Below are 26,500 nucleotides of genomic sequence, written 5' to 3'. Positions count from 1 at the left end.
GGGCTCCGGACTTGCTTCGCAATCCGGGGCGACACCCCCGAGATCACGCCGGCGGCACGTCCGTGAAGTCGACGCCGCCGGCGTCCGCCCAGCGGGAAAGCGTCGCGTAGAGCGCCTGGACGGAGGGCAGGCGGTGGCGCGCGCAGGTAGCGCCGTCGCCGATGCGCACGGCGACGCCGCCGAGCCGGTTCACGGTAGCGAAGCCGTTCTCGTCGGTGAGGTCGTCGCCGATGAAGACCGGCGTGCGCCCGGCATAGGGCGCCTCCTCCATGAAGCGGGCGATGATCGGCCCCTTGCCGGAGAGCGCGGGCAGGATCTCGGCCACCATCTTGCCGTGCTGGATGCGGTAGTCCGCCCCGAGCCGCGCGGCGAGATCGTCGACGAGCCCCTTGGCGCGGCCCTCCTCCGCGGGCGCCATGCGCCAGTGCACGGCGACCGAGCAGCCCTTGTCCTCGATGATGACGTTCGCGACCGGATCGAGCGCCTCGTGCAGCGCGGCGATGCCGCGGCGCAGCTCCGGATGCTCCTCCGGCCGGCAGGGGTGGAGCACGCCGGCGAGCCGGCGCTCGACCCCGTGCAGGCCCGCGGCGTCGCCCGCGAACGGCGCGAGCTTGGCGTCGAGGAAGGTGATCGGGCGGCCCGACACGATGGCGAGCGCCCCGCCGAGCGCCCGGGACAGGCGTTCCAGCGTTCCGGGCACCTCCGGCGCCACCGCGACGGCGTCCGGGCGGTCGACGATCTCGACGAGGGTGCCGTCGAAGTCGAGGAACAGGGCGTGGCGGTCGATGGGGGTGGTGGCGGCGGTCATGCGGCGGGCTTCCTCCTGCGCTCGTTCGGGCGTCCGCTGCGGCGCTCCTTGGCCTCGATCAGGCGCATGATGCGCTCCTTCTTGCGCAGGCGCGCGGCGTCGAGCAGCATCTGCCCCGCCCAGCGGTAGACGTTGCGCGCCTCCACCTGCTCGCGCATCACCTTCATGCGCTCGCGCTGCTCGGCGGCGTCCATCGTCAAGGCGCGGTGGATCACCCGGCCCATCTCGTAGGCGTCGTAGGGGTTGACGATCAGCGCCTCGGACAGCTCGCGCGAGGCGCCGGCGAAGGCCGAGAGCACGAGCACGCCCTGCTCGTCGTCGCGCGAGGCGACGAACTCCTTGGCGACGAGGTTCATGCCGTCGTGCAGCGAGGAGACGATGCACAGGTCCGATGCGCGGAACAGCTCGAAGACCTCGTCGGGCTCGTGGTGGCGCGCCAGCAGCTTGATCGGCTCCCAGCCGTCTGCGCCGTGGCGGGCGTTGATCTCCGCGGCGAGCTCCTCGGCCTCCGCCTGCAGGTTGCGGTAGCTCGCGAGCTTGGCGCGGGTGGGCGCCGCCACCTGGGCGAAGCAGAACCGCCCCTTCCACTCCGGGAACGCGTCGAGGAGGGCGTCGACCCCGCGCATGCGGTCGAGGATGCCCTTGGTGTAGTCGAAGCGCTCGATGCCCACCCCGAGCTTGATGTCCGGCGCGAGCCCCAGCCGCTCGCGCACGGTCACGCGCGTCTCGGGCACCGGCGCCTGCCCTTCGAGCGCCGCCGGCGGCCAGTCGATCGAGATCGGGTAGGGCCGCACGAAGGTCTCGTGCCCGGCGAGCGAGATCGAGTCGCTCTCGCGGTCGATGCGGCTCTCCATGAAGCGGTCGACCGTGTCGAGGAAGTTGTTGCAGTGGAACTGGGTGTGGAAGCCCAGGATGGAGGAGCCGAGCATCCCGTCCACGATCTCCTCCCTCCAGGGGCAGATCCCGAACGTCTCGGAGTTCGGCCAGGGAATGTGCCAGAAGGTGATGATGGTCGCGCTGGGCAGCCGATCGCGGATCATCCGCGGGGCGAGCGCGAGATGATAGTCCTGGATGAGCACGATCGGGTCCGGCCGCTTGGCCTCCGCCACCACCGCCTCGGCGAAGCGCTCGTTCACCGAGCGGTAGAAGCGCCAGTCGCTCTCGCGGAAGATCGGGCGCACGAAGGCGATGTGGCACAAGGGCCAGAGGCCCTCGTTGGCGAAGCCGTAGTAGTAGCCGTCCTGCTCCTCGTCCGAGAGCCAGAGGCGGCGCAGCGTGTAGCTCGGCTTCGACGGCGGCACGCCGACGCGGTCGTGCTCGTCCACCGCCTCGCGGTCGGCGGAGCCCGAGCCGTGGGCGATCCAGGTGCCGCCGCAGGCGCGGGTGACGGGCTCGAGCGCCGAGACGAGGCCCGAGGCCGGCCGCTGGACCTGGATCGTGCCGTCCTCCTTGCGATTGTGGATGTAGGGCTCGCGGTTCGAGACCACGATCACCTCCGAGCCCGGCAGCTCGTTGGCGAGCGCCACCTGCAGCGTGTCCGGGTTCCAGATCGTGTGGACGGTGTCGATCTGCCGGCGCGCCAGCTCCAGCTCGCCGAGCGCGCTCTTGATCTCCTCCCCGATCTGCGTGTCGGACGGGGTGTCGTCCTCGCTCCGCCCCTCGCGCACGTCCTCGATCGCCTGGCGCACCGAGTGGCGCCAGCGCGAGAGCACGATGATGGACAGGGCCGAGGCCAGCGCCGCGCCGCCGAAGCCCACCCCGACGAGCGCGAGGACGAGCGCCATGCGGGTCTCGCCGGCGCGCTCCTCGATGAAGGCGAGGTCGTGCAGGAGGACGAGGCGCGCGTCGCCCTCTCCCGGCGCCGACAGGAGATGAGCGGTGACGAGCGCGGTCTCGCCGTCCAGCGCGACGGGACGCGGCCCGGCGGCGCCGTCGGCCGGCGCGGCGTCGCAGCCGAAGCCGGCCGGCATGCCCCCGGTGGCGAGCGTCAGCGCGCCGTCCTCGCACAGGCCGATCGCGGCGATGCGCGCGTCCGTGGCGATGCGGCCGAAGAGGGCCTCGAGCGCCGCGGCGTCGCCGCGCGCCCAGGCGTCCTCGATCTGCGCGCGCGCGGCGTTGAAGACCAGCTGCGAGCGCAGGTCGACGTCGCGCCGCGACCAGCTCTCGACGAAGGAGGTGGCGAAGGGCAGGAGCACGACGATGACGAGCGCCGAGATCAGGACGGCGAGACCGCCATAGCGGATCATGGTGCGCAAGCGACAATCCCCTTCGGCGTGCCGGTTCGTCGTCCGCCGCCGCGCGTTCGGCGGTGCGAAAGAGCCATCGTCCGGGTTATCGGAGATCTCGCCCCCGGAGGCAAGAAAGCGGCCGGCGCACGCCCGCGTGCCGACCGCTCCATCCGCCGGGGCACCAACGCGGCAGGGGGCAGGACGGTTTCGCGGGCGCTCGCGCCGGCGCCTTGCGGTGGCGCGCACCGGTGCTACTTCGAGGGCGTGTCCGAACGTCGGACGTGCGCGCGGAGGGACGCGGGATGCGGGAGATCGACGTCGCCATCGTCGGAGCCGGGGCCGCGGGCCTCGCGGCGGCGGACGCGCTCGCGGGCGCGCCGCTCGAGACGCTCGTGCTCGAGGCCGGCCCGCGCATCGGCGGGCGGGCGCGCACGATCCGGCGCGAGGGTCATCCGCTCGATCTCGGCTGCGGCTGGCTGCATTCGGCCGATCGCAACCCCTTCACCGAGATCGCCGGCGCGCTCGGCTTCACGGTCGACCGCACGCCGCCGCGCTGGGGCGAGCAGACCGAAGGGGAGGGCTTCGACGCGCGGGACCAGGCGGAGTTCGACGCCGCCTGGGAGGCGTTCGACGCCGCCCTGCGCGAGGGCGCGCGCAAGCGGGTCGACCTGCCCGCGAGCGCCTTCCTGGCGGGCGGGCGCTTCGACCCGCTGCTCGACGCGATCTCGACCTGGGTCAGCGGCGTCGGCCTCGACGGCGTCTCCACCTTCGATTACGCCGCCTATGCGCAGGCGGACACGGGCGAGAACTGGCGGGTGCGCGAAGGGTACGGCGCGCTGATCGCCGCCTTCGGCGCGAACGCGCCCGTCGTGCTCGACTGCCCGGTGACGCGCATCGACCACGGCGGACGGCGCATCCGGCTCGACACCGCAAAGGGCGGGATCTCGGCGCGGGCGGTGATCGTCACGGTCTCGACCGCCGTCCTGGCGCGACGGGGCGTGCGCTTCGACCCGCCGCTGCCGGAGAAGGAGGTCGCCGCCGCCGGGCTGCCGCTGGGCCTCGCCGACAAGCTCTACCTCGCGCTCGACGAGCCGGAGGCGTTCTCGCCGAACGGCCACGTCTTCGGGCGCCTCGACGACGCGCGCACCGGCTCCTACCTGCTGCGCCCGCTGGGCGCGCCGCTGATCGAGGTGTTCGTCGGCGGGCGCCTCGCCCGCGATCTCTCGCGGGCCGGGGAGGGCGCGCTCGCGGCCTTCGCGCTGGACGAGCTCGCGGGGATCCTCGGCTCGGGCGTGCGCCGCACGATCCGCCCGCTCGCGGCGAGCGACTGGCTGGCCGAGCCCTTCGTGCACGGCTCCTATTCCTGCGCGCTGCCCGGCCACGCGGGCGACCGCGGCGCGCTCGCGGTCCCCGTCGACGGGCGCATCCACTTCGCCGGCGAGGCCACCTCGGCGCGGGACTTCTCGACGGCGCACGGCGCCTGGGAGACGGGGCGCGCGGCGGGCCTGGCCGTTCGGGCGACGCTCGCGGGCTAGCCCGGCCGTCCCGGCACGCCGCTTGCGCGGCCGCGGCCTCGAGGCGGCCGGCGGTCGGCCGCGCGCGGAGGATCGTGCCGAGATGAGACACGTCCTGATGATCGGCGCCGCCGGCGGCGGCGGCTGGTGGCTCGCGAACGCCAACCCGTCCGAGGCCGTGACGACGCTCGCCGTGGGCGGGCTCTTCGTCGCCGGGGTGATCTGGGCGCTCATGAAGGACGCCTGATCGGGGTCGCGGACGCCCGGCCCTGCGGCGGGCGCCGGCGCCGATTTTTTTGGTGCGCGGGCGAGCGAGCGTGATATAGAGCCGCCAACCGGTGCGGGGTGGTACGCCGCCCCGCGGCGCGGGCGTGGCGGAATTGGTAGACGCGCCGGATTTAGGTTCCGGTGGCGAAAGTCGTGGGGGTTCGAGTCCCTCCGCCCGCACCAAGCCGCCGGATCGGGGTTTCCGGAGCTTTCCGGTCGACGGGGCGGCGCGGCCAGTGCCGCGCGCCGATCGGCGGGATCGTTCGGCGGCCGAAGCTCAATTCGAGGATCGAGAACGGATAGACGCGATGCAGGTGACGGAGACGCTGTCGGACGGGTTGAAGCGGGAATTCCAGGTGGTCCTGCCGGCCTCCGAGCTCGAGAAGCGGCTCGGCGACGAGCTCGCCACCCTGAAGGACCGCGTGAAGATCAACGGCTTCCGGCCGGGCAAGGTGCCGGTCGCGCACCTGCGCCGGCTCTACGGCCGGTCGGTCATGGCCGAGGTCGTGCAGAACGCGGTGGCCGAGGCGGAGCGCAAGATCGTCGACGAGAACGCGCTCAAGCTGGCCAACCAGCCGCGCTACGACTTCCCCGAGGACAAGGACGAGATGGAGAAGGCACTCGACGCCAAGTCCGATCTCGCCTTCAAGGTCGCGCTCGAGGTGCTGCCCACCTTCGAGCTCGTCGACATCTCGGACGTGTCGGTGACCAAGCCGGTGGCCGCGGTGTCGGACGCCGAGGTGGACGATGCGCTCGGGCGCATGGCCGCGCAGCAGAAGCCGTTCTCGGCCAAGGCCGGGGCCGCCGCGACCGGCGACCGCGTCGTGGTCGATTTCGTCGGCTCCATCGACGGCGAGGAGTTCGAGGGCGGCAAGGGCGAGGGCGTCACGGTCGAGATCGGCTCGAACACGTTCATCCCCGGCTTCGAGGACCAGCTCGTCGGCGCCGAGGCGGGCGAGGAGCGCACCATCGTCGTGACCTTCCCGGAGGCCTACCCGGCTGCGCATCTCGCCGGCAAGGAGGCCTCCTTCGCCACCAAGGTGACGGAGGTCCAGGCGCCGGGCGAGGTGACCTTCGACGACGAGTTCGCCAAGGGCTTCGGCATGGACAGCCTCGACGCGCTGAAGGACGCGCTGCGCGAGGCGATCCAGAAGGACTACGACGCGCGCTCGCGCGCCAAGGTCAAGAAGGAGCTGCTCGACCGACTCGACGAAAAGTACGCCTTCGACCTGCCCCCGTCCCTCGTGGAGCAGGAGTTCCAGAGCGTCTGGCAGCAGGTCGTGACCGACATGCAGCGCTCGGGCCGCACCTTCGCCGACGAGAAGACGACCGAGGAGGAGGCCAAGGTCGAGTACCGCACGATCGCCGAGCGGCGCGTGCGCCTGGGCCTCGTGCTCGCCCAGATCGGCGAGACCAACGAGATCAAGGTCACCGACGACGAGGTGACGCAGGGCCTCGTCGCCCGCGCCCGGCAGTATCCCGGCCAGGAGCGGCAGGTGTGGGAGTTCTACCAAAAGAACCCCCAGGCGCTGGCCGAGATCCGCGCACCGCTCTTCGAGGAGAAGGTCGTCGACCACATCCTCGGCCAGGTGAAGGTCGCCGAGGAGACGGTCACCCGCGAGCAGCTCTTCGCCGACGAGGACGAGGGGGAGACGGCGGGCGAGGGCGAGGCCTCCGCCGAGGCCGAGACCAAGCCCGGCGAGGCTTGATCCCGGACGCCTGCTCTCCCACCTTCGACAGATCCGACGAGGCCGCGCCCCAGAGGGCGCGGCCCGCTTCACCGGGAGCCGTGAGACGATGAGAGATCCGCTCGAGGTCTACAACAGCACGCTCGTGCCCATGGTGGTCGAGCAATCGAGCCGCGGGGAGCGCGCGTTCGACATCTACTCGCGCCTCCTGCGCGAGAACATCATCTTCATGACCGGCCCCGTCGAGGACTATTCCGCGTCGCTGATCGTGGCGCAGCTCCTCTACCTCGAGGCCGAGAACCCGAAGAAGGAGATTTCCTTCTACATCAACTCGCCGGGCGGCGTGGTGACCTCGGGTCTGTCGATCTACGACACGATGCAGTTCATCCGCAACCCGGTGTCGACGTTGTGCGTCGGCCAGGCCGCGTCGATGGGCTCGCTGCTCCTGTGCGCCGGCGCGACCGGCCATCGATTCGCGCTGCCGAACGCGCGAATCATGGTCCACCAGCCCTCCGGCGGCTTCCAGGGCCAGGCGACCGACATCCTCATCCATGCCCGCGAGATCGAGGCGCTCAAGCGCCGCCTCAACGAGATCTACGTGAAGCACACGGGCAAGGACCTCGCCGCCATCGAGAACGCGCTCGAGCGCGACTACTTCATGACCGCCGATGCGGCCAAGGAGTTCGGCCTCATCGACGAGGTGCTGAGCCAGCGTCCCGAATCGGCCCCGGCCTGATTCCGTACGGGACTTCTCTACCGGCGGGCGCGTGCGACCGGTGTCGCACGCGCCCGCCGGCCTATTGATCGCGGCGCGCGCGCGTGTTTGCATGGCGCCGGTACCGCCGATCGGGAGCGTCGTGAGACCCTGGCGGAGGTCGGCCCGCGAGACCGCCCGGGCCGGTCCGGGAACGGGGCTACCGTTTGTTAGCCCACCGCCTATATGTATGAGAACGGCCCGCGCTGCGGCGGCGCGGGCTCGGATTGGAGATCGGACATGAGCAAGACCGGCGGCAACGATTCGAAGAGCACGCTGTACTGCTCCTTCTGCGGCAAGAGCCAGCACGAGGTGCGCAAGCTCATCGCCGGACCCACGGTGTTCATCTGCGACGAGTGCGTCGAGCTGTGCATGGACATCATCCGCGAGGAGTCGAAGACCTCGCTGGTGAAGTCCCGCGACGGCGTGCCGACGCCCAAGGAGATCCGCGCGGTCCTCGACGACTACGTGATCGGGCAGAACCACGCCAAGAAGGTCCTCTCCGTCGCGGTACACAACCACTACAAGCGCCTCGCCCACGCCTCGAAGCACTCGGACGTGGAGCTGAACAAGTCCAACATCCTGCTCATCGGGCCCACCGGCTCGGGCAAGACGCTGCTGGCGCAGACGCTGGCGCGCATCCTCGACGTGCCCTTCACGATGGCGGACGCGACCACGCTGACGGAGGCCGGCTACGTCGGCGAGGACGTCGAGAACATCATCCTCAAGCTGCTGCAGGCGTCGGACTACAACGTCGAGCGCGCCCAGCGCGGCATCGTCTACATCGACGAGATCGACAAGATCTCGCGCAAGTCCGACAACCCGTCGATCACCCGGGACGTGTCGGGCGAGGGCGTGCAGCAGGCGCTGCTGAAGATCATGGAGGGCACGGTGGCCTCCGTGCCGCCGCAGGGCGGACGCAAGCATCCCCAGCAGGAGTTCCTCCAGGTCGACACCACGAACATCCTGTTCATCTGCGGCGGCGCCTTCGCGGGGCTGGAGAAGATCATCTCCCAGCGCGGCAAGGGCTCGTCCATCGGCTTCGGCGCCAAGGTCTCGGCGCCCGACGACCGGCGCACCGGCGAGGTGTTCCGCGAGGTCGAGCCGGAGGATCTGCTGAAGTTCGGCCTCATCCCCGAGTTCGTCGGCCGCCTGCCGGTGCTCGCCACCCTCGAGGACCTCGACGAGGAGGCGCTCGTCCAGATCCTGCGCGAGCCGAAGAACGCGCTCGTCAAGCAGTACGCCCGGCTCTTCGACATGGAGAACGTGGCGCTCACCTTCCAGGACGAGGCGCTCAAGCTGGTCGCCCGCAAGGCGATCGAGCGCAAGACCGGCGCCCGCGGCCTGCGCTCGATCCTCGAGGCGATCCTGCTCGACACGATGTACGACCTGCCGGGCATGGACTCGGTGGAGCAGGTGGTGATCAGCCCCGAGACGATCGAGGGCAAGTCCGGCCCGCTCTTGATCCACTCCGAGCGCGACGAGAAGACCAGCGCCAGCGCCTGAAGCGGCGCGCTCTCCCCTCTCCCGGGAGGAGAGAGGGGCCGGGGGGACGAGGGCGTACGGCCTCCGGCCGCACTCCTTCCCTGTAGGGGAAGGTGGCGCGCCGCGAAGCGGCGTGACGGATGGGGCGCGGCGCGCAAGCGACGCGTTCCGGGAAGCGGAAGCACACGGTCTGCGGCCCCGCCGGTGCTCTTCGGCTTCGCCGAACGCGCGTCCCGCGCCCCATCCGTCTCGGCGCTGTGCGCCGATCCACCTTCCCCTACAGGGAAGGACGAGGCTCCGTCCGGCCCCGAGCACGCTTCACCACGCCGCTCGGCCGGGGGCGAGGGGTGCTACAGACGCCTGAGCTGCACGTCCTCGATGCGGTGGCTCGCGCCCTTCTTGAGGATCAGGCTCGCGCGCTGGCGCGTCGGCACGATGTTCTCGCGCAGGTTGGGCAGGTTGATGCGGTTCCACAGCCCGTCGGCGATCTCGATCGCCTTGGCCTCGTCGAGCTCGGCGTAGCGGCGGAAGAACGAGCGCGGATCCCGGAAGGCGGTGTGGCGCAGCCGCAGGAAGCGGTTGACGTACCAGCGGTGCAGGTCCGCCTCGTCCGCGTCGAGATAGATCGAGAAGTCGAAGAAGTCGGAGACGAACGGGATCGCCGTGCCGTCCCTCGGCAGGCGCGCCGGCTGCAGGACGTTGAGCCCCTCGACGATGAGGATGTCCGGCCGCTCGATCACCACCTCCTCCCCGGGCACGACGTCGTAGACGAGGTGCGAGTAGAGCGGCGCGCGCACCGTGCTCTCGCCGGACTTGATGGCGTTGAGGAAGCGCAAGAGCGCCGCCGTGTCGTAGCTCTCCGGAAAGCCCTTGCGCTCCATCAGCCCGAGCCGGTTCAATTCGGCATTGGGCAGGAGGAAGCCGTCGGTCGTGACCAGCGTCACCTTCGGCGTGTTCGGCCAGCGCGCCAGGAGCGCCTCCAGAACGCGCGCGGTCGTCGACTTGCCCACCGCCACCGAGCCCGCGACCCCGATGATGTAGGGCGACTTCACCTCGTTCTCGGCGAGCAGGAAGCGCTGCGTCGCCTTGAACAGGCCCTGGGTCGCCGCGACGTAGAGCGAGAGCAGCCGCGACAGCGGCAGGTAGATGGCGATGACCTCGTCGAGCGAGATCGGGTCGTTGAGGGACTGGAGCCGGTCGACCTCCTCGGCGGTCAGGGTCAGCGGCGTGTCGGCGCGCAGGTGCGCCCATTCGCCCCGGGAGAACCGGCGGTAGGGCGAGATCGTCCCTTCGCGGGCGGCCTCCGCCAGGGTCTGGCGCTGGGCGGGATCGGTCGGCGTCACGGGCGGCCTCCCTCGGGTGCGGCACGAACGCCCTCGGCCGTGCGCGCCGCCTTCTCGGCGAGCCCCGAGCGGCCGGTGCGGGCCTCGAGCTCGGCGAGCACCTCGTCGAACGCGACCCCGCGGGCGAGGAGCAGCGCCATGAGATGATAGAGCACGTCCGCGCTCTCGGACACGAGCGCCGCACGGTCGCCGGTCGCCCCGGCGATGACGGCCTCTACCGCCTCCTCCCCGAGCTTCTTCGCCGCGCGTTGCGGATCGGCCATCAGCCGGGCGGTGTAGCTCTCCGCCGGCGAGGCCTGCGCCCGCGCGGCCAGGTTGCGCTCGAGGTCGCCGAGGGTGAAGCCGGTCATCGCGCGCGTCTCCGCATCGGCCGCCTCACGCGTCGAGCCGCACGGACAGCCCCGCGTCCGCCATGGCGCGCTTGGCCTCGTCGATCGTGTGCTCGCCGAAATGGAAGATGGAGGCGGCGAGCACCGCGCTCGCATGCCCGTCGCGAACGCCGGCGACGAGGTGGTCGAGCGTGCCGACGCCGCCGGACGCGATGACGGGCACGGAGACGGCGTCGGCGATGGCGCGCATCAGCGCGACGTCGTAGCCGGACCTGGTGCCGTCCTTGTCCATGGAGGTGACGAGCAGCTCGCCGGCGCCGAGCGCCACGACCTCGCGGGCGTAGTCCACCGCGTCGAGCCCGGTCGCCTTGCGCCCGCCGTGGGTGAAGATCTCCCACCGCGCCGGCTCGCCCGCGGCGGAGACCCGCTTGGCGTCGATCGCCACGACGATGCACTGCGCCCCGAACTTCTCGGCGGCGCGGCGCACGAAGCCCCGGTCCGTGACGGCGGCGGTGTTGATCGAGACCTTGTCGGCGCCCGCGAGCAGCAGCGCACGGATGTCGTCCACGGTGCGCACGCCCCCGCCGACGGTCAGCGGCATGAAGCAGGCCTCCGCCGTGCGGGTGACGACGTCGAGCAGGATGCCGCGATCCTCGTGGCTCGCGGTGATGTCGAGGAAGCACAGCTCGTCGGCGCCGGCGCGGTCGTACGCGACGGCGCATTCGACGGGGTCGCCCGCGTCGCGCAGGTCGACGAACTGGACGCCCTTGACGACACGGCCGTCCTTCACGTCGAGGCAGGGAATCAGGCGGGTCTTGAGCATCGCGCGGCCGGGATCTCTCGAACGCGGCCCGCCCAGGCGGGGGGCCGCGTTCAGTCATGCGCGAGAGCCGCGCGGGCCGTCAAGCGCGGACGCGATCAGACGTTCGACTGGATCCAGCGCTGCAGGTCGCCCTTGGGCGCCGCGCCGACCTTCTGGGAGGCGAGCTCCCCACCCTTGAAGATCATCAGCGTGGGGATCGAGCGGATGCCGAGCTGCCCCGCGATGCCGGGGTTCTCGTCCACGTTGACCTTGGCGATCTTCACCTTGCCGGCCATCTCGCCGGCGATCTCCTCGAGCGCCGGGCCGATCATGCGGCAGGGGCCGCACCACTCCGCCCAGAAATCCACGACCACGGGCTCCCCGGACTTGAGCACGTCCGCCTCGAAGCTCTGGTCGGTCACCTTCACGGTCGCCATCTCGCAGTCCCTTTCTTTCGTGGGGCGCGCGCGGCGCGCCCTCGTCGACTCGGCATGGCGCGAAGGTAGGCATCGCCCGCGCGCCGATCAAGCGGGCGGAAACACCGCTCCCCGGACCGTGATCGCGCGCCCGGTCGCACGGGCCTCCGGCGACGCCGCGCCGCGCCCGGCTTCTCGGGAGCGTGCGCGGCCCCTATATTCCCGCCACGACGCCCGCCTCTCGCACCCCTCACGAGGATGCCCATGCCCCGCACGCCCGCCGGCCCGAGCCTGATTCACGCCCCCGGCGCGGGCGCCCGGCCCGACTTCTCCGCCGAGGGCCCGCAGGTCCATTCCTACACGCTCGACAACGGCATGGACGTCGTCGTCGTGCCGGACACCCGCGTGCCGGTCGCGACCCACATGGTCTGGTACCGCAACGGCTCCGCCGACGACCCGATCGGCGTCTCGGGCATCGCCCACTTCCTCGAGCACCTGATGTTCAAGGGCACCGAGAAGCACCCCGCCGGCGCCTTCTCGAAGGTGGTGTCGGAGCTCGGCGGCCAGGAGAACGCCTTCACCTCCTACGACTACACGGCCTATTTCCAGCGCGTCGCCAAGGAGCACCTCGGCACGATGATGGGCTTCGAGGCCGACCGCATGGCGAACCTGCGCCTGTCGGACGAGGTCGTCGCTCCGGAGCGCGACGTCGTGCTCGAGGAGCGGCGCATGCGCGTCGAGACCGATCCGGCGGCGCAGCTCTCGGAGGCGATGGCGGCGTCGCTCTTCGTGCACCACCCCTACGGCATCCCGATCATCGGCTGGATGCACGAGATCGAGGCGCTCGATCGCGGCCATGCGCTCGACTATTACGGGCGCTTCTACACGCCGGAGAACGCCATCCTCGTCGTCGCGGGCGACGTCGTCCCCGACGAGGTGCTGCGCCTCGCCGATGCCAGCTACGGCCGGGTCGCGCCGCGCGGCGCCCGTCCGTTGCGGGTGCGCCCCCGCGAGCCCGAGCCGCGCGCCATGCGCCGCGTCGCGGTCGCCGATCCGCGGGTCGAGCAGCCCACCCTGCAGCGGCTCTACCTCGCCCCCTCCGTCGTCACCGGCTCCGCGCGGGAGAGCGCGGCGCTCGAGGTGCTGGCCGAGCTCCTCGGCGGCGGGCCGACCTCCTACCTCTATCGCAGGCTCGTCCTCGACGAGGGTGTCGCGGTGAACGCGGGCGCCTGGTACATGGCGTCGGCCATCGACGACACGCGCTTCGCCCTCTACCTCGTGCCCGCCCACGACGTCGGCCTCGAGGCGGCGGAGGAGGCGCTCGACGCCGCGATCCGCGCTGTTCCCGACGCGGCGCTGGAGGAGGCGGCGATCGCCCGCGCCAAGACGCGGCTCGTCGCCGAGACGGTCTACGCCGCCGACAGCCAGACCTCGCTCGCGCGCATCTACGGCGCGGCGCTCGCCATCGGCGAGACGATCGAGGACGTGAAGCGCTGGCCCTCCGAGGTCGAGGCCGTGACGCGCGAGGATCTCGCCGCCGCGGCCGGGCGCGTCCTCGCCCCGCACCGCTCCGTCACCGGCCAGCTCCGCAAGGCCGGCTGAGGCGCAAACCAGTCGGGGACGCTCCCCGGGAAGGAACATCCATGTCCGTCGCCGTCACGCCCGTGACCGCCCCTCCCGCGAAGGTCGGGCGCGTGATCACGCCCGCCGGCATCGAGGTCTGGCACGTCGAATCGCACGTCGTCCCGCTCGTGGCGCTGTCGTTCCTGTTCGAGGGCGGCGCCGCGCAGGACCCCGACGGCAAGGCCGGCCTCGCGCAGACGACCGCGCGGCTCCTCGACGAGGGCGCGGGCCCGCATTCCTCCGCCGCCTTCCACGAGCGCCTGGCGGACCGGGCGATCGAGCTGTCCTTCAGCGCCGGCCCCGATTCGCTCGGCGGCACGCTGAAGACGCTCACCCGCCACGCCGACGAGGCGTTCGGCCTGCTGCGCCTCGCGCTGCTCGAGCCGCGCTTCGACGAGGCCGATCTCGAGCGCGTGCGCGCGCAGTCGATGGCGAGCCTGCGCTACCAGATGAAGGACCCCGGCACCGTCGCCTCCCGGCGCTTCTTCGCGGAGGCGTTCCCAGGCCATCCCTACGGTACGCCGACGTCGGGCACGCTCGACAGCCTTCCCGCGATCTCCCGCGAGGACGTCGTCGCGCTGCACCGGGCGCAGGCGGCGCGGGGGCGGCTGAAGGTGGCGGTCGTCGGCGCCATCGCCGCCGACGAGGTGGCGCGGCGGGTCGATCACGCCTTCGCCGCCCTGCCGGAGGAGCCCACCCTCACGGCGGTGCCGTTCACCGCGCTCGCGGGCGTCGGTGCGCGGCACGTCGTGGAAATCGACGTGCCGCAATCGGTCATCCGCTTCGCCATGAACGGCCTGCCCTGGTCGGACCCGGACTTCGTGCCGGCCTACGTGCTCAACCACGTTCTCGGCGGCGGCGCCTTCACCTCGCGCCTGTTCCAGGAGGTGCGCGAGAAGCGCGGGCTCGCCTACTCGGTGGGCACCTCGCTCGCCACCTTCCGGGCGGCGGCGACGACCTGGGGCTTCACCGCGACCAAGAACGAGCGCGTGCCCGAGGCGCTCGCCGTGATCGCGGGCGAGATCGACCGGCTGCGCGAGGAAGGCCCCTCCGCGGAGGAGCTCGAGAAGGCCAAGGCCTACCTCACCGGCTCCTATCCGCTCGGCTTCGACACCTCGACCAAGATCGCGAGCCAGCTCGTGCAGATCGCCTTCAACGATCTCGGCATCGACTATGTGGCACGCCGCAACGCGCTGGTCTCGGCGGTGACGCTCGACGACGTGCGCCGCGCCGGCGCGCGCATGCTCGGCGATGGGCGCATGCTCACGGTGATCGCGGGCAAGCCGGACCTGTGACGCGCGCGCCGGCGCGCCCGATACGCGTCGAGACGACGCTCGCACCCGGAGACCGCCGATGACGACCGATACGCCCGCCCTCGCCCCCGTCCGCTTCGGCGTGCTCGGCGCCTCCAAGATCGGGCGCGAGAAGGTGATCCCCGCGATGCGGGCGAGCCCGCTGTGCGAGGTCGTCGCCATCGCCTCGCGCGACGAGGCCCGGGCGCGGGCGGAGGCCGAGGCGCTCGGGATCGCGCGATCCTACGGCTCCTACGAGGCCCTGATCGCGGCCGACGACGTCGAGGCGATCTACATCCCGCTGCCGAATCACCTGCACGTGCCCTACACCCTCGCCGCGGCGCGGGCCGGCAAGCACGTGCTGTGCGAGAAGCCGATCGCGCGGGACGCCGCGGAGGCGCAGGCGCTCCTCGACCTGCCGCCGGGGCCGATCGTGGCGGAGGCCTACATGATCCGCCATCATCCGCAATGGCAGCGTGCCCGCGCGCTGATCGCCGAGGGGGCGATCGGCAGGCCGACGCACGTGCACGTCTCGTTCTCCTTCTTCAACCGCGACCCGGCGAACATCCGCAACCGGCTCGATCTCGGCGGCGGCGCGCTCCTCGACATCGGCGGCTACGCCATCATGTCGGCGCGCCTCCTCCTCGACGCCGACCCGGTGCGCGCGCTCGCGGTGATCGACCGCGACCCGGGCAGCGGCATCGACCGGGAGGTCGGCGGCCTCGTCGACTTCGGCGCCGGCCGCCGGCTGTCCTTCGCGGTGGGGACGCAGCGCGCCCCCGGCCAATGGGTGCGCGTCGAGGGCGAGGAGGGCGAGCTCGTGCTCGACGCGCTTCCGTTCAACGCGCGACCCGACGTGGCGAACCGCATCGTGATCGTGCGCGGCGGCGCCGAGCGCGTGATCGAGATCGCGCCGGCGGACCAGTACCGGCTCCAGGCCGAGGCCTTCTGCCGGGCCGTACGGGGGGAGCCCGCGGCGCGCGATGCGCTCACGGGCGTCGACAGCGCGCTCGTCACGCTGCGCACGATCGATGCGCTCTTCCTCTCCGAGCGGACGGGGGCGTTCGAGGCGATCGGGTCGGCAGCTCGCTGACGAGGGCGGCCTCGAGCGGTTCCCCGCGCAGGCGGCGACGATGGCGCCGCGCGCCTGCCGGAGGGATCACGGCGGTGGCCCCGGCCCGCGACGCCCGCCGAAGAGGCGGCGCAACCCGCGCCAGATTCCGACGAGCACCGGGAGCGCGAGGGCGAGCCAGATCTCGGCGACGACGAGGCCCGCCAACGCACCGAGGGCGAGGAGCGTCGTCGCTTCGGCGAGCGGCTCGCCGAGCGCGGAGAATGCGGAGGGGACGAGAGCGACGAGCGTGGTCCCCAGACGCACGACCGAGCGCCGGCCGCTCGCGAGCGCCAGGACGAGGGGTGCGATCAGCACGAGGGGGCTCGTGGCGACGTCGAGCCAGTGAGCGAAGAGCGGAAGCGCGGGCACGTCTGCGGCCTTCGGACGGCACGGGGAGAGCCCCCGCGGCGCAGGCCGCGGGGGCTCGACGGCGTCAGCCGATGCGCTCGACGGGCGGCGCCTCGACCGAGACCGGCACCGGGACGGGAGCCGGGATCGGCTCGGGCGCGCGGGTCTTCCACAGGCTGAACAGGAAGCCCGCGGCGAGGAGCCCGAACGTCACGCCCAGCGAGACCGGCGGGGGGAACTTCTCCCAGCCCATCAGGTCGGCGACGAAGATCTTCGAGCCGATGAAGACCAGCACCGCCGAGAGCGCGTACTTGAGATACTCGAACCGGTGCACCAGCGCGGAGAGCATGAAGAACATCGCCCTCAGGCCCAGGATCGCGAAGATGTTGGAGGTGAAGACGATGAACGGGTCCGTGGTGATCGTGAAGATCGCCGGGATGGAATCCACAGCGAAGATCACGTCCGCGAGCTCGACGCACACGAGCGCCAGGAAGAGCGGCGTCGCGTACCAGGTGGGCGCCCCTGTCCGGGGATGCGGCAGGCGCAGCCAGAACCGGTCCTGGTCGACCCGGTCCGTGACGTGGAAGCGCTTGCGCATGAACTTCAGGACGGCGTTGCTTTCGACGTCGTAGTGGTCGTCGCCGCCCGCCGACATCAGCATCTTGATGCCGGTGAAGATCAGGAAGGCGGCGAAGAGGTAGAGGATCCAGTGGAACTGGGCGACGAGCCCGGCGCCGAGCCCGATCATGATGCCGCGCAGCACGATCACGCCCAGGATGCCCCAGAACAGGATCCTGTGCTGGTAGGCGCGCGGGATGCCGAAATAAGCGAGGATGACGCCGATGACGAAGACGTTGTCCATCGAGAGGCTCTTCTCGACGGCATAGCCCGTCAGGTACTGCATGCCCGAATCCGGGCCGAGATACCACCAGACGAAGCCGCCGTAGGAGAGGCCGAGACCGATGTAGAACAGCGAGAGCAGGATGCTCTCGCGCAGCTCGATCTCGTGGGCCTTCCTGTGGAGAACGCCGAGATCGAAGGCGAGAATCAGGCCGACGACGCCGATGAAGGCGAGCCAAAGCCAAGCGGGCTTGCCGAGAAACTCGGCAGCCAGGAACGTGAGCTCCATCTGGGGGGGTGACCGGCGCCGACGAGCCGATGCGAGGATCCGACATCGCGGGATGGTCGGCACGTTCCCGCCAGAGGGGCCCGGATCCTGGTTGCGCAGTCGTTTCGCACGAAACCCCGCGCTCCGCAAGGGAAATACGCGGGCCTCACGCGGCGGGCGGGCGCAACGCCGCGAGGACGGCGAGGGTCACCGCGCTCGCTGCGGTCTCGGCGCTCCGGGTCGGCGCCGTCAGCGTCACCTCGATCCGCAGCCGGCCGAGGTCGGTCGTCGAGAACCGCACGCTCGGCTCCCCCTCCCAGAGCGCCCCTCCGGCCCGCGCAGTCACGAGCGCATCCTCCACCGCCGCGCGCAGCGCGTCCGGCCCGAGGCCGGGAGGGTCGACGACCACGGCCGTGGTGGCGACGACCTGCGCGCGCAATGCGGACAGCCGCCGGATCGGCGTCGACAGGAACACGCTGTTGGGAACGGTGATCACCTCGCCGGTGCGCTGGAAGCCGCCCGGGCCGGCGGCGAAGGCGTCGATGCGCGTCGCCAGCATGTCGTGGTCGACGACCTCGCCGCGGACCTCGCCGATCTCGACCCAGTCGCCCACCGAGAAGGGCCGGCTCGAGGCGCGCAGCAGCGCGCCCGACAGGCAGGCGATCAGCTCCTTCGTCGCCACCACGAGCGCCACGGCGACGGCGGTCAGCGAGAGGGCGAAGGTGCGCAGCTGCGGCGCCCAGATCAGCGCGAGCCCGACGAGGAGCAGGATCAGCGTGCCGTTCTTCACCGCCGAGATCGAGCGTCGCTGCACGTGATCCGGCATCCCGGCCCGCGTCCGGACGAAGCGGATCGCCAGGATGCGCACGACGAGGAGGCCCGCCACGAGCAGCGCCGAGGCGACGACGTCGAGGGAGAGGAGCTGCAGGAGTTCGGGAGGCATGGACACGAGACACGAAGGGAGGGGATCGCGAACCTAAGGTGGGCCTCGCGGGCCCGCAAGCCGAACGCCGCGCCCCCCTCAGGCGGTGATCTCGATCGCGTTGCCGTCGGGATCGGCGATGATCGCCTCGTAGAAGCCGTCGCCGGTCCAGCGCGGGGGCGCGAGGAGGCGGCCCTCCTGCGCGAGCTCGTGCGCCAGCGCATCGACCGCCTCGGTGGCGCCCAGCGAGACGGCGATGTGGGCGAGCCCCGCGCGCTCGTCCTGCGGCCCGGCCGCGGCGGGATCGATCCACGGTGCGCTCATCAGCTCGACGGTGACCTCGCCGCCGAGCCGCAGGAAGCGCGAGCGGAAGCCGGGTCGGCGCGCGCTCTCGTAGAGCGGGCCGACCTCGGCGCCGAGCGCCTCCGCCCAGAAGGCGGCGAGGCGCTCCAGGTCCGCGGTCCAGAAGGCGACGTGCGCGATGCGCGCGCGGGGTGCTCCGGCACCGGTCACGGCTGCACCCGCGGGGTCGCGTGCTGCGCCCGAAGAGCCGCCACGTCGTGCCCGGCGGCGGCGAGCTTGGCCTCGGCGCGGGCTCGGATCGCGGCGGCGAGCGCGCGCAGGGTGGCGTCGTGGGCGCAGGGGCCGTCCATCTTGGTCCAGACGAGGCCGAGCTCGACGGGCTCCCAGGTGTCGAGGTCGGCGAGATTGTGCTGGAGCTGGACCTCGAGGTGGTCGAGGGCGCGGGCGAAGCGCGCCTCCGGCGTAACCCCGTCCTCGAACTCGCGCCAGGCGGCCCCGATCCGTGCGCCGAGATCCGGCGGCAGGCGCGCGCAGATGCGCTCCATCGCGGCCGCCTCGGCCCGCGCCTTCGCCGCCTTGCGGGCGCTCTTCTCGAAGACGGGGATGTCGCCCACCTCGGTCTCGGCGATGTCGTGGACGACGACGAGCTCCATGGCGCGCGCGACGTCCACCGGATGCTCGAGCCGCGGCCCGAGCGCGAGCGCCATCAGCGCCATCATCCAGGTGTGCTCGGCCACGCTCTCCCGGCGCCCGTCGGAGAGCCAGGAATGGCGCAGCTCCGTCTTCAGCCGCTCGGCGAGGACGAGGAAGTCGAGGACGGAGGCGAGGTCGCGGTCGGTCGCGGTCATGGTGCCTGTGTCGGTCGGGTCCGTGTCGGTCGGGTCCACGTCGGTCGGGTCTGCGTCCATCGGGTCCGCGTCGGCACGTGTCCCGCACCGATGCGCCCGGAGACTAGGGGCATCGGGCCCGCCGATCCAGGCCCGCAGGAGGACGACGAGGCGGCGAGCGCCGCGGCCGCCCGGACGTGCGACGTGCGCTCAGCGCTCGGTGAGCTTGAACTCGATGCGCCGGTTGCGCGCGAGATCCTCCTCCGTCTCGCCCTCGGCGATCGGCTGGAACTCGCCGAAGCCGGCCGCGAGCAGCCGCTCGGACGGGACGCCCGCCTGCTCGAGGTAGTTCACCACCGCGATCGCGCGCGCGGCGGAGAGGTACCAGTTCGACGGGAACTGCGCCGTGTTGATCGGGCGCACGTCGGTGTGGCCGTCGACGCGCAGCACCCACTCGATGTCGGGGGGGATCTCCTCGGCGAGCTCCAGGATCGCCTGCGCCATCGATTCGAGCTCGGGCTGCGGCCCGGCCCGCAGGGCCGCCTGGCCCGGCGGGAACAGCACCTCCGACTGGAAGACGAAGCGATCGCCGACGATGCGGATGTCGGGCCGCGTGCCGATGATCTGCCGCAGCCGGCCGAAAAAGTCCGAGCGGTAGCGCGCCAGCTCCTGGACGCGCTGGGCGAGCGCCACGTTCAGCCGCGAGCCGAGATCGGCGATCCGGGCCTGGCTCTCGCGGTCGCGCTGCTCGGAGGCCTCGAGCGCCGCCTCCAGCGCGCCGATCTGGCGGCGCAGCGCCGCGAGCTGCTGGTTGAGCAGGGCGACCTGGTCGAGCGCGCGATCGGTCTCCCGGCGCTCGGAGTCGAGCTCGCGGGCGAGCGCCGATTCGCGCTCCCCGGCGCCGAGCCCGTCCGCGAGCAGCGCCTGGAGGCGCGCCTGCTCCTCCTCGGTCGCGACGAGAGTCGACTGGAGCGCGGCCAGCTCGTCCTCGCTCTCCCGGCGCTGGGCCCGCTCGAGCGCGAGGAGGTCGGTCAGCTCCGCGATCTGGCGGTTGAGCCGGTCGAGCGCCGTGTCGCGCCCGGCGATCTCCTGGGTGAGGAAGAACTGGCCGAGCACGAAGATCGACAGGAGGAAGACGATGACGAGGAGCAGCGTGGAGAGCGCGTCGACGTAGCTCGGCCAGTAGTTCAGGCCGCGCTCGCGTCTCGTGCGGCGGGTGGCGAGCGCCATGGGGTCAGGCCTTCTCGCCGGCGATCCGCTCGAGGACCTGCTTGAGCTCCTTCTCGCGCTGGGCCTGCGCCTCCACCCAGTCGCGGATCATCTGCTGCTCGGCGCGCATGTGCTGCACGAGGCCCTGGATCCCTTCGGCGAGGTTCGCCATCGCCTGCGAGGTCTGGCGCCCGCCGCCGCCGCTCTCGACGACCTGCGAGAGCCGCGCGATCGCCGCCGCGAGCTCGGGCGGCACACCGGAGGCCCCGGTCTTGGCGAGCGTCACCGGCGGCGCGTCCTCCACCGCATGGGCGGAAAGGTGGTCCTCCAGCTCGGTGAAGAAGCGGTTCTGCGCCTGGCCGGCCTGCAGCTCCAGGAAGCCGACGACGAGGGAGGAGCCGAGCCCGAAGAGGGAGGACGAGAAGGCGATGCCGATGCCGGTGAGGGGCGCGGCGAGGCTCGACTTCAGCTCGTCGAACAGCACGGCGGCGTCGCCGCCCGAGCGCAGCGCCGCGATGTTCTCGCCGACCGCGCCCACCGTCTCGATCAGGCCCCAGAACGTGCCGAGCAGGCCGAGGAGGATCAGCAGGCCTGCGAGGTAGCGCACGATCTCGCGGCTCTCGTCGAGGCGTGCGGCGACGGAATCGAGCAGCGAGCGCAGCGTCGCGACTGGGATGCCGACCGGCCCTCCGCCGTTCGCCCGCGCGTTGACCACCTGCGCCACCGGCGCGAGCAGGACCGGGCGCTTGGTCGCGATCTGTTCGCCGGTCTCGAGGTCCACCGCGTTGACCCAGCGCGCCTCGCGGAACAGGCGCACGACCTGGCGCACGGCGAGCACGATGCCGATGAGCAGCACGCCGACGATGATGCCGTTGAGCCCGGGATTGGCGAGGAACGCCTCCCAGATCGGCTCGTAGAGGATGAAGGCGAGGAAGCCCGCCAGCACCAGGAACACGCCCATGCGGATCAGGTAGATCCGTGGGGCGCTCATGGGCCTCTTGGTCGTCGAATATCTGGACGCGGCCGCCATCGTGCTCCCACTCACCCCGCTTCACGCATAGGTGACCACCTGCGAACGCCCCGTCAAGCCGAATGCGCGGTCGGGCGTTCCGGAGGCGACGGCTGCGGGGCGCCTACGGCCGGCGCGCCACGAGGTAGACCCGCGGGTCCTTCGGCTTCGAGCCGTGGCGCGCCCGCTCGACGATCTCGAAGCCGGCGTCGCGCATCTCCTCCTCGAGCGCGGCCGCCGTGACGAAGGCGACGGTGCGCGGGGCCATGCGCACGAGGCGCAGCGCCGGCACGACGAGGCGAAAGACCGGGTTCATCTCCCCGAGGCAGGGCGTCTTCGAGATCAGCAGCCCGCCGGGCGCGAGCAGGCCCCGCAGGCGCGCCAGCGTCGCCGGCCGGTCCGCGACGAGGTGGAGCACGTTGAAGGCGAGCACCGCGTCGAAGCCGCCCTCGGGTGCGGCCGAGTTCCCCGCCAGGTCCTCGGCCGTCCCCTCCACGAGCTCGATGTGGGCGCAGCCGGCGGCCCGCGCCTTCTCCCGGCCGATCGCGATCATCGCCGCCGACACGTCGCTCGCGACGTAGCGCGCGACGCCCGGCGCGAGGCGCAGCGCCGTGGTGGCGGTGCCGCAGCCGATCTCGAGGACGCGGTGATCGGGCGCGAGCCGCGCGGCGGTCGCCGCGAGCGTGCGCTCGAAGCCGGCGGCGTCGCCGACCTTCATCTTGGCGTAGCGCGGCGCGATCCTGTCCCAGAACCGCGCGTCCTTCCTGGTGGCGAGCATGACGGCCTCCTTCGCTCGGCCCGGCTTGTCTCGGCTCCGCTTAGCCCTCATGCACGGGCGATGGGAATTGCCGAAATGCGGCGATCGCTCATACATTGGCGTATGGATGGGCTCGACTGGAACCTGGTGCGCGCCTTCCGCGCCACCGCGGAAGCCGGCTCCCTCTCCGCCGCCGCGCGGCGGATCGGCGCGACGCAGCCGACGTTGTCGCGCCAGGTGGCGGCGCTCGAGGCGGCGCTCGGCGCGACGCTGTTCGACCGCGTCGGCAAGCGCCTCGTCCTCACCGACCTCGGGCGCGGGCTGCTCGAGCACGCGCAGGCGATGGGAGCCGCGGCCGACGCGATGGCGCTGGCGGCGGCGGGCCGGGCGGCCGACGTCTCGGGCCGCGTCACGATCTCGGCCACGGACGCGGTGTGCGCCTACCTGCTGCCCGACGTCGTCGCGCGCCTGCGCCGCGAGGCGCCGCGGGTCACGCTCGTTCTGGTCGCCTCGAACGCGCTCTCCGACCTGCGCCGGCGCGAGGCCGACATCGCGGTGCGCCACGTGCGCCCCGCCGAGCCGGAGCTGATCGGCCGGCGCGTGGGCGAGATGGTCGCCCACTTCTACGCCGCCGAGAGCTGGATCGCTCGCCGGGGCCGCCCGCGCACCCTCGCCGACGTGCCGCCGGGCGAGATCATGGGCTTCGAGCCGCTTCCCCGCTTCGTGGAGCACCTCGTGGCGGAGGGACACGCGCTCACCGAGGCGGATTTCCGCATCGTCTCGGAGAACGCCGTCGTCCTCTGGGAGCTCGTCCGCCGCGGTGTCGGCGTCGGCATCGTGCTGCGCGAGATCGCCGAGCGCCTCCCCGGCCTCGTCCGCCTCTTCCCCGACGCGCCCGGCACCGAGGTGCCGCTGTGGCTCGTGACGCACCGGGAGATGCGCACGAGCCGGCGGGTGCGGGTGGTGTTCGAGGCGCTGGCGGAGGGGTTGGGGGGTGGGTGAGGGGCGGGACGGGGTGGTGTGCGCCGTCCCGGGACAGCGGACACGGTCTGGAGTGTCGGCGGAGGAGAGGCTCATCCGCCGCGAACCGAGACGCCTCTCGCGTGCCGCACGACATCGACGCTGCCGAGCGCATCACCGATGCTTCGTGGATCGATGCTCGGTTCCTGGAACGCGTCCGCACGTCTTCTGCGTGGCGACAGGCACCGCAGAGGCGATTTCCCGCAAGCCGACGGAAGGCGGGTCCTCTCCCGCGCGCGACGGGTACATGCCCCGTTCGCCGAGCGGCAAGCCCACGCGGCTTCGAACTCGGCCTTCCCCACCAGGATGCGGTGCGAGGGCGCGTTGTCGCTGGCCCGGCTGGAAGAAATCCGTTTCGCCGGTGATGAGGCCAGAACTCAATCCGACAGAACGATCTCGTAGATATATGCCGATTTCGGAGCCGACTCCGGGGCAGCCGCGAGGAGCGCCTCGTCGAAGTACACCACAGTCCAATCGGGGAGTTCGGCCTTTACGGCTCGCGCGATGTCCAGCCCGACGCGGCTGAAGAGGGCGACGTCGAAAAAGACCTCGGTCTCCGGTGCCGCGTTCATTTCGTAGTAACGTTGCCAGCCTCGCAAACGCGCCTTCAGATTTTCGCTGACGGGAAAGCCGTCCAGAGCGACGGCCCCGCCGCGCATCCAGACACCCTCGGCGGAGTAGTCGCACATGATCTTGACCCACCGGTCGGCAGAGATGTTTCCGCGCTTGCGCATTTGCTGAAAACCTCCGGCTGAACGAGATCAGGATCGCTTTTAATCTGTCTCCCATCCAACAACGACCGCGCCGAGCGCTTCCGCCCCGTCGACGCAATCCGTCGCATGCCCCAGTTCTCGATCGATCGCGACGCGAACTCATAACGTATCGCGGCTTTGGCCGCTCAGCCAGTGTCGCGAGCATCCTGCTGGCGTTCTCTCGCCGATGCGCTCCCGATGCGCTCCCGAGGCGCACTCGAGCGATCCGGGCGGCTGAACAAGCGCGAGCAGCAGCATCACGCGCTGGAAGCCCATGAACGGTCTCTGGCTATGCTCCCTGTCCGCCTGCAATGCGTACGAACAGGGATATACCCGTAGAATTCCCACCTTGAACTGTTCTTCCCCAGCGGGATAGCTCTCCGAGTCCCTTTCGGGACGGCTGGACGCCCAGAACTACGCGTAAATCGCTTCGGCGACGCTGGGGGGACACGCAATGCGGATGAGATGGAGGTTGGGCGGATACCTCACCTTCTTCGCCATGCTGTGGATGGCGGCGCCGGTAGCCGGCGGCGCCGAAGAGAGCCCAACCGGCTACTGGAACACGAGCCGAGGAGTTACGACCCTGGAGCGGACGAATTTCGGCTCGTTCGTACTCGGTCGTTACGCCGACGAGAACGGTCGGCTGTCCTCCTCGATTCTGGAGGGCACGGTCCTCGCGGGGGAGTGGATTCAGCCCACCGGCGAGCATCCCTGTCGAGAAGCCAAGGGCAATCCGCCGTCCCGATTCTGGGGTCGGTATCGCATCGAGTTCGTGGACGAACACAAGGCCTTCGTGGGTTCCTGGGGACACTGCGATGGCCCGCTGGACAACGACTGGGTGGGCTCGAAGTTCGCCGTCTTGGACGAGCTTCCCACGGACGGGGTAATTCCTCATGGCGGGATGCTCCCGCCCTCCTTACGGAACACGCGCGACGACAACTGTAGTTGCGAAAGCGTAAGTCTTGCGCGTCTCTACACCCAGACGAGTTCAGAAACCCAATTTCATTACGTCATCGATCGGTCCGACCGGATCGGCATCACGGTGCCTGAGCTGAATCGTGGAGATCGCCTCTGCCTCCAGTTCACCTTTCCACGCTCTTCGGCGTATCTCGTCGGAGAGGGGCAACCTCATCCCTGCAAGGCAAGGGTCGGTCTGAAATTTCCCTATTCGCGATCATCTACCGGCGAAATCGAAGAAGTCTGGGAGTTGTTCTCGATCCGCGGCATGGCGGCGCTACGCTCGGCGGCGACCAACACCATCTGTCGCGGCATGGCCCTGGAGGACGAGCGCGTACCGGCGGGACGAGCGAGGATGGCTCTCGTCGTGAACGGCCTCGATTGCGAGCCACTCGAGTTCACCGTCGGTGATGAAGGGGAGTTGACGCCAGGGCTGTGTCCAGACCGCATGCCCTCGGCGCGCAGCCGACTGACCTGCCGATGCGAGCCGCCATTCGAAGCGGGCCTCCTCTTCGGGACCTATTACTATACTTGGGATTCCCCGATTTGCGGTGCCGCTGCCCATGTCGGCGCCGTGGGGCCGGAGGGAGGTTGGGTTACGGCCCGCACCGAGCATGGTCGGGTCTATTACACAGGGTCGCTCAGCAACGGCCTTCAGTCCGGCGCATGGGGAGGCTATAGCGGCACAATGGTATTCGAGGGTGTCGACCACCCGGAGCGCAGGCTCGGTTTGATCCCGAAATGTCCGGCCTACTGGGAAAGCGCCGAAAGCGGCCTCTGCCGCTGCCCTGCGGAAAGCAGGGGAGGCGTGTGGGGGTCGGGTCCCTACACAAGCGATTCGAACGTCTGCGCGGCGGCGCGGCATGCGGGCATTGTTCCGGCCGAGGGTGGGCTCGTCCGGGCAAGGTTCGGGCCCGGTCTCGAGACCTACCCGGCTTCCACCGCCAACGACATCACGACGGCACACTGGGGCGCCTACCGAAACTCTCTGATCGTCATGCCGTATTGAGGACAGCCGGGCGACGGGCAAGACCTTGGTCCATCCACAGCCGCCATGTCGACATACCGCTATCGGCCAGAACGGAGCCGGACGCTCTCTCTATCGCTACGCGGTGTCGAGTGCCTCGTCATGGACGTGAACGACGCGGTTGCTCCGAGCCGTCCGTACGAGCGGCGCGGCGCCCGGTCGCAGGTGCTGCCGGACGCAAGTGCTGCCGGCGAGACGAAAGGGGGAGCGCTGGACCCATTCGTCTAGGATGCGGACCCATTTCGAAGCAAGCCAGATGCGGATCGCGGCGAGCTTGAGCGCGGCGAGGAAGTTGTCGGGCGAGCGGTCGTAGCGGGTGGCGAGGCCGCGGAAGTGCTTGATGCGGTTGAAGAAGCGCTCGACGAGGTTCCGGTGGCGGTAGAGCCAGGAGCTGAACGGGAAGCTGCCCTTTCGGATCACGCGGGGCGGGATGTTCGCGAAGGCGCCGCGTTCGGTCACCGTCGCGCGGATCGCGTTGGGGTCGTAGGCGCGGTCGGCGATCAGGATTGCGCCTTTCGCGACGAGCGGGAGGAGCTGCTCGCAGGCCGGCGCATCACCCGCCTGCCCGGCGGTGAGGACGAGGCCAACCGGTCGTCCT

The 26,500-nt window shown here is 71.1% G+C and carries 25 protein-coding genes, 1 tRNA gene and 1 pseudogene; 11 read left to right on the top strand and 16 right to left on the bottom strand.

Features of this window, described 5'->3' with window-relative positions:
* Nucleotides 1-43: 43 nt before the first annotated feature.
* Together otsB and G407_RS29650 are read right to left on the bottom strand one after the other, a co-directional pair.
* Nucleotides 44-808, bottom strand: coding sequence for a trehalose-phosphatase (otsB, locus tag G407_RS0123365; RefSeq protein ID WP_043540449.1), 765 nt, complete (start codon nt 806-808; stop codon nt 44-46).
* A complete protein-coding gene (locus tag G407_RS29650) occupies nt 805-3,054 on the bottom strand; it encodes an alpha,alpha-trehalose-phosphate synthase (UDP-forming) (RefSeq protein WP_052341807.1) in 2,250 nt (749 codons plus the stop codon). The genes otsB and G407_RS29650 overlap by 4 nt, the downstream gene beginning before the upstream one ends.
* A gap of 284 nt (nt 3,055-3,338) precedes the next feature.
* Here G407_RS29650 and G407_RS0123355 point away from each other — a divergent pair, with 284 nt between their 5' ends.
* From G407_RS0123355 to clpX, 6 genes are all read left to right on the top strand, one after another.
* The gene (locus tag G407_RS0123355) at nt 3,339-4,571 is read left to right on the top strand and encodes a flavin monoamine oxidase family protein (RefSeq protein ID WP_029032751.1); all 1,233 of its coding nucleotides are present in this window, start codon (nt 3,339-3,341) and stop codon (nt 4,569-4,571) included.
* An 82-nt stretch (nt 4,572-4,653) separates the two neighbouring features.
* A complete protein-coding gene (locus G407_RS0123350) occupies nt 4,654-4,797 on the top strand; it encodes a hypothetical protein (protein ID WP_156917697.1) in 144 nt (47 codons plus the stop codon).
* A gap of 118 nt (nt 4,798-4,915) precedes the next feature.
* Nucleotides 4,916-5,000 (top strand) — tRNA-Leu (locus G407_RS0123345).
* Between the two features lie 125 nt (nt 5,001-5,125).
* Nucleotides 5,126-6,526 (top strand): trigger factor, encoded by a 1,401-nt coding sequence (gene tig / locus G407_RS0123340; protein WP_029032749.1) that lies wholly within the window; start codon nt 5,126-5,128, stop codon nt 6,524-6,526.
* 88 nt (nt 6,527-6,614) lie between these two features.
* Complete coding sequence (locus G407_RS0123335) at nt 6,615-7,241, top strand: ATP-dependent Clp protease proteolytic subunit (RefSeq protein WP_029032748.1); 627 nt, start codon at nt 6,615-6,617, stop codon at nt 7,239-7,241.
* Nucleotides 7,242-7,499: 258 nt separating this feature from the next.
* Nucleotides 7,500-8,765, top strand: a complete 1,266-nt coding sequence (gene clpX, locus G407_RS0123330) for an ATP-dependent Clp protease ATP-binding subunit ClpX (RefSeq protein WP_029032747.1) — start codon at nt 7,500-7,502, stop codon at nt 8,763-8,765.
* Between the two features lie 329 nt (nt 8,766-9,094).
* Here the strand turns inward: clpX and coaA are convergent, their stop codons facing one another.
* The 4 genes from coaA to trxA all read right to left on the bottom strand — a co-directional run bounded on the left by coaA (nt 9,095) and on the right by trxA (nt 11,655).
* On the bottom strand, nt 9,095-10,087 hold the full coding sequence (coaA, locus tag G407_RS0123325) for a type I pantothenate kinase (RefSeq protein ID WP_052341806.1): 993 nt from the start codon (nt 10,085-10,087) through the stop codon (nt 9,095-9,097).
* Nucleotides 10,084-10,437, bottom strand: a complete 354-nt coding sequence (locus G407_RS0123320) for a phosphoribosyl-ATP diphosphatase (protein WP_029032745.1) — start codon at nt 10,435-10,437, stop codon at nt 10,084-10,086. Before G407_RS0123320 ends, coaA begins: the two co-directional genes overlap by 4 nt.
* A gap of 25 nt (nt 10,438-10,462) precedes the next feature.
* Nucleotides 10,463-11,239 carry an imidazole glycerol phosphate synthase subunit HisF gene (gene hisF / locus G407_RS0123315; RefSeq protein WP_029032744.1) on the bottom strand — a complete coding sequence of 259 codons (777 nt, stop codon included), beginning with the start codon at nt 11,237-11,239 and terminating at the stop codon, nt 10,463-10,465.
* Nucleotides 11,240-11,334: 95 nt separating this feature from the next.
* Nucleotides 11,335-11,655 (bottom strand): thioredoxin, encoded by a 321-nt coding sequence (gene trxA, locus G407_RS0123310; RefSeq protein WP_029032743.1) that lies wholly within the window; start codon nt 11,653-11,655, stop codon nt 11,335-11,337.
* A gap of 237 nt (nt 11,656-11,892) precedes the next feature.
* Here trxA and G407_RS0123305 point away from each other — a divergent pair, with 237 nt between their 5' ends.
* Genes G407_RS0123305 through G407_RS0123295 form a run of 3 tightly spaced genes read left to right on the top strand, consistent with a single transcriptional unit; the run spans nt 11,893 to nt 15,642 of the window.
* The gene (locus G407_RS0123305; RefSeq protein ID WP_029032742.1) at nt 11,893-13,236 is read left to right on the top strand and encodes a M16 family metallopeptidase; all 1,344 of its coding nucleotides are present in this window, start codon (nt 11,893-11,895) and stop codon (nt 13,234-13,236) included.
* A gap of 41 nt (nt 13,237-13,277) precedes the next feature.
* The gene (locus tag G407_RS0123300; protein WP_029032741.1) at nt 13,278-14,552 is read left to right on the top strand and encodes a M16 family metallopeptidase; all 1,275 of its coding nucleotides are present in this window, start codon (nt 13,278-13,280) and stop codon (nt 14,550-14,552) included.
* A 58-nt stretch (nt 14,553-14,610) separates the two neighbouring features.
* Nucleotides 14,611-15,642 carry a Gfo/Idh/MocA family protein gene (locus tag G407_RS0123295; RefSeq protein WP_029032740.1) on the top strand — a complete coding sequence of 344 codons (1,032 nt, stop codon included), beginning with the start codon at nt 14,611-14,613 and terminating at the stop codon, nt 15,640-15,642.
* A 66-nt stretch (nt 15,643-15,708) separates the two neighbouring features.
* Here G407_RS0123295 and G407_RS0123290 read toward each other — a convergent pair whose 3' ends face one another.
* The 8 genes from G407_RS0123290 to G407_RS0123255 all read right to left on the bottom strand — a co-directional run bounded on the left by G407_RS0123290 (nt 15,709) and on the right by G407_RS0123255 (nt 22,167).
* Entirely contained in the window at nt 15,709-16,032 is a 324-nt protein-coding gene (locus G407_RS0123290) for a hypothetical protein (protein WP_029032739.1), read from the bottom strand.
* Nucleotides 16,033-16,096: 64 nt separating this feature from the next.
* Nucleotides 16,097-17,140: a TerC family protein gene (locus G407_RS29645; protein WP_052341805.1), complete on the bottom strand. Its 1,044-nt coding sequence runs from the start codon at nt 17,138-17,140 to the stop codon at nt 16,097-16,099.
* A 145-nt stretch (nt 17,141-17,285) separates the two neighbouring features.
* A complete protein-coding gene (locus G407_RS30820) occupies nt 17,286-18,062 on the bottom strand; it encodes a mechanosensitive ion channel domain-containing protein (RefSeq protein ID WP_052341804.1) in 777 nt (258 codons plus the stop codon).
* 78 nt (nt 18,063-18,140) lie between these two features.
* A complete protein-coding gene (locus tag G407_RS0123275) occupies nt 18,141-18,554 on the bottom strand; it encodes a VOC family protein (protein WP_029032738.1) in 414 nt (137 codons plus the stop codon).
* The gene (locus G407_RS0123270) at nt 18,551-19,252 is read right to left on the bottom strand and encodes an HD domain-containing protein (protein WP_052341803.1); all 702 of its coding nucleotides are present in this window, start codon (nt 19,250-19,252) and stop codon (nt 18,551-18,553) included. The genes G407_RS0123275 and G407_RS0123270 overlap by 4 nt, the downstream gene beginning before the upstream one ends.
* A gap of 129 nt (nt 19,253-19,381) precedes the next feature.
* Entirely contained in the window at nt 19,382-20,401 is a 1,020-nt protein-coding gene (locus G407_RS0123265; protein ID WP_029032736.1) for a peptidoglycan -binding protein, read from the bottom strand.
* Nucleotides 20,402-20,405: 4 nt separating this feature from the next.
* Nucleotides 20,406-21,371, bottom strand: coding sequence for a MotA/TolQ/ExbB proton channel family protein (locus G407_RS0123260; RefSeq protein ID WP_245259161.1), 966 nt, complete (start codon nt 21,369-21,371; stop codon nt 20,406-20,408).
* Between the two features lie 142 nt (nt 21,372-21,513).
* Nucleotides 21,514-22,167, bottom strand: coding sequence for a class I SAM-dependent methyltransferase (locus G407_RS0123255; protein WP_029032734.1), 654 nt, complete (start codon nt 22,165-22,167; stop codon nt 21,514-21,516).
* 75 nt (nt 22,168-22,242) lie between these two features.
* Between G407_RS0123255 and G407_RS0123250 the strand changes: the two genes are divergently transcribed.
* Nucleotides 22,243-23,148 (top strand): LysR family transcriptional regulator, encoded by a 906-nt coding sequence (locus G407_RS0123250; protein WP_245259160.1) that lies wholly within the window; start codon nt 22,243-22,245, stop codon nt 23,146-23,148.
* Nucleotides 23,149-23,543: 395 nt separating this feature from the next.
* Here the strand turns inward: G407_RS0123250 and G407_RS29635 are convergent, their stop codons facing one another.
* On the bottom strand, nt 23,544-23,900 hold the full coding sequence (locus G407_RS29635; protein ID WP_052341802.1) for a hypothetical protein: 357 nt from the start codon (nt 23,898-23,900) through the stop codon (nt 23,544-23,546).
* Between the two features lie 490 nt (nt 23,901-24,390).
* On the opposite strand from G407_RS29635, the gene G407_RS31435 reads away from it, so the two are divergent.
* Nucleotides 24,391-25,884, top strand: coding sequence for an LCCL domain-containing protein (locus G407_RS31435; protein WP_169728826.1), 1,494 nt, complete (start codon nt 24,391-24,393; stop codon nt 25,882-25,884).
* Nucleotides 25,885-26,154: 270 nt separating this feature from the next.
* Here the strand turns inward: G407_RS31435 and G407_RS29625 are convergent.
* A pseudogene (locus G407_RS29625) lies at nt 26,155-26,500 on the bottom strand (IS5 family transposase); the annotation flags it as partial.

This window comes from Salinarimonas rosea DSM 21201 (genome assembly GCF_000429045.1).
Lineage (GTDB): Bacteria > Pseudomonadota > Alphaproteobacteria > Rhizobiales > Beijerinckiaceae > Salinarimonas > Salinarimonas rosea.
The sequence above is the reverse complement of the archived record's forward strand: the minus strand, read 5'-3'. Positions and strand labels throughout refer to the sequence as shown.

Excerpts from the sequence above, each read along its gene's own strand:
- G407_RS0123255 (WP_029032734.1), bottom strand. The coding sequence starts at position 22,167 with ATGCTCGCCACCAGGAAGGACGCGCGGTTCTGGGACAGGATCGCGCCG.
- G407_RS0123320 (WP_029032745.1), bottom strand. The coding sequence starts at position 10,437 with ATGACCGGCTTCACCCTCGGCGACCTCGAGCGCAACCTGGCCGCGCGG.
- hisF (WP_029032744.1), bottom strand. The coding sequence starts at position 11,239 with ATGCTCAAGACCCGCCTGATTCCCTGCCTCGACGTGAAGGACGGCCGT.
- G407_RS29645 (WP_052341805.1), bottom strand. The coding sequence starts at position 17,140 with ATGGAGCTCACGTTCCTGGCTGCCGAGTTTCTCGGCAAGCCCGCTTGG.
- G407_RS0123335 (WP_029032748.1), top strand. The coding sequence starts at position 6,615 with ATGAGAGATCCGCTCGAGGTCTACAACAGCACGCTCGTGCCCATGGTG.
- G407_RS0123305 (WP_029032742.1), top strand. The coding sequence starts at position 11,893 with ATGCCCATGCCCCGCACGCCCGCCGGCCCGAGCCTGATTCACGCCCCC.
- G407_RS0123355 (WP_029032751.1), top strand. The coding sequence starts at position 3,339 with ATGCGGGAGATCGACGTCGCCATCGTCGGAGCCGGGGCCGCGGGCCTC.
- G407_RS30820 (WP_052341804.1), bottom strand. The coding sequence starts at position 18,062 with ATGCCTCCCGAACTCCTGCAGCTCCTCTCCCTCGACGTCGTCGCCTCG.
- G407_RS0123300 (WP_029032741.1), top strand. The coding sequence starts at position 13,278 with ATGTCCGTCGCCGTCACGCCCGTGACCGCCCCTCCCGCGAAGGTCGGG.
- G407_RS29635 (WP_052341802.1), bottom strand. The coding sequence starts at position 23,900 with ATGCGCAAGCGCGGAAACATCTCTGCCGACCGGTGGGTCAAGATCATG.
- tig (WP_029032749.1), top strand. The coding sequence starts at position 5,126 with ATGCAGGTGACGGAGACGCTGTCGGACGGGTTGAAGCGGGAATTCCAG.
- trxA (WP_029032743.1), bottom strand. The coding sequence starts at position 11,655 with ATGGCGACCGTGAAGGTGACCGACCAGAGCTTCGAGGCGGACGTGCTC.
- G407_RS0123260 (WP_245259161.1), bottom strand. The coding sequence starts at position 21,371 with ATGAGCGCCCCACGGATCTACCTGATCCGCATGGGCGTGTTCCTGGTG.
- G407_RS0123270 (WP_052341803.1), bottom strand. The coding sequence starts at position 19,252 with ATGGACGCAGACCCGACCGACGTGGACCCGACCGACACGGACCCGACC.
- otsB (WP_043540449.1), bottom strand. The coding sequence starts at position 808 with ATGACCGCCGCCACCACCCCCATCGACCGCCACGCCCTGTTCCTCGAC.
- G407_RS29650 (WP_052341807.1), bottom strand. The coding sequence starts at position 3,054 with ATGATCCGCTATGGCGGTCTCGCCGTCCTGATCTCGGCGCTCGTCATC.
- G407_RS0123250 (WP_245259160.1), top strand. The coding sequence starts at position 22,243 with ATGCGGCGATCGCTCATACATTGGCGTATGGATGGGCTCGACTGGAAC.
- G407_RS0123350 (WP_156917697.1), top strand. The coding sequence starts at position 4,654 with ATGAGACACGTCCTGATGATCGGCGCCGCCGGCGGCGGCGGCTGGTGG.
- clpX (WP_029032747.1), top strand. The coding sequence starts at position 7,500 with ATGAGCAAGACCGGCGGCAACGATTCGAAGAGCACGCTGTACTGCTCC.
- G407_RS0123295 (WP_029032740.1), top strand. The coding sequence starts at position 14,611 with ATGACGACCGATACGCCCGCCCTCGCCCCCGTCCGCTTCGGCGTGCTC.
- G407_RS0123265 (WP_029032736.1), bottom strand. The coding sequence starts at position 20,401 with ATGGCGCTCGCCACCCGCCGCACGAGACGCGAGCGCGGCCTGAACTAC.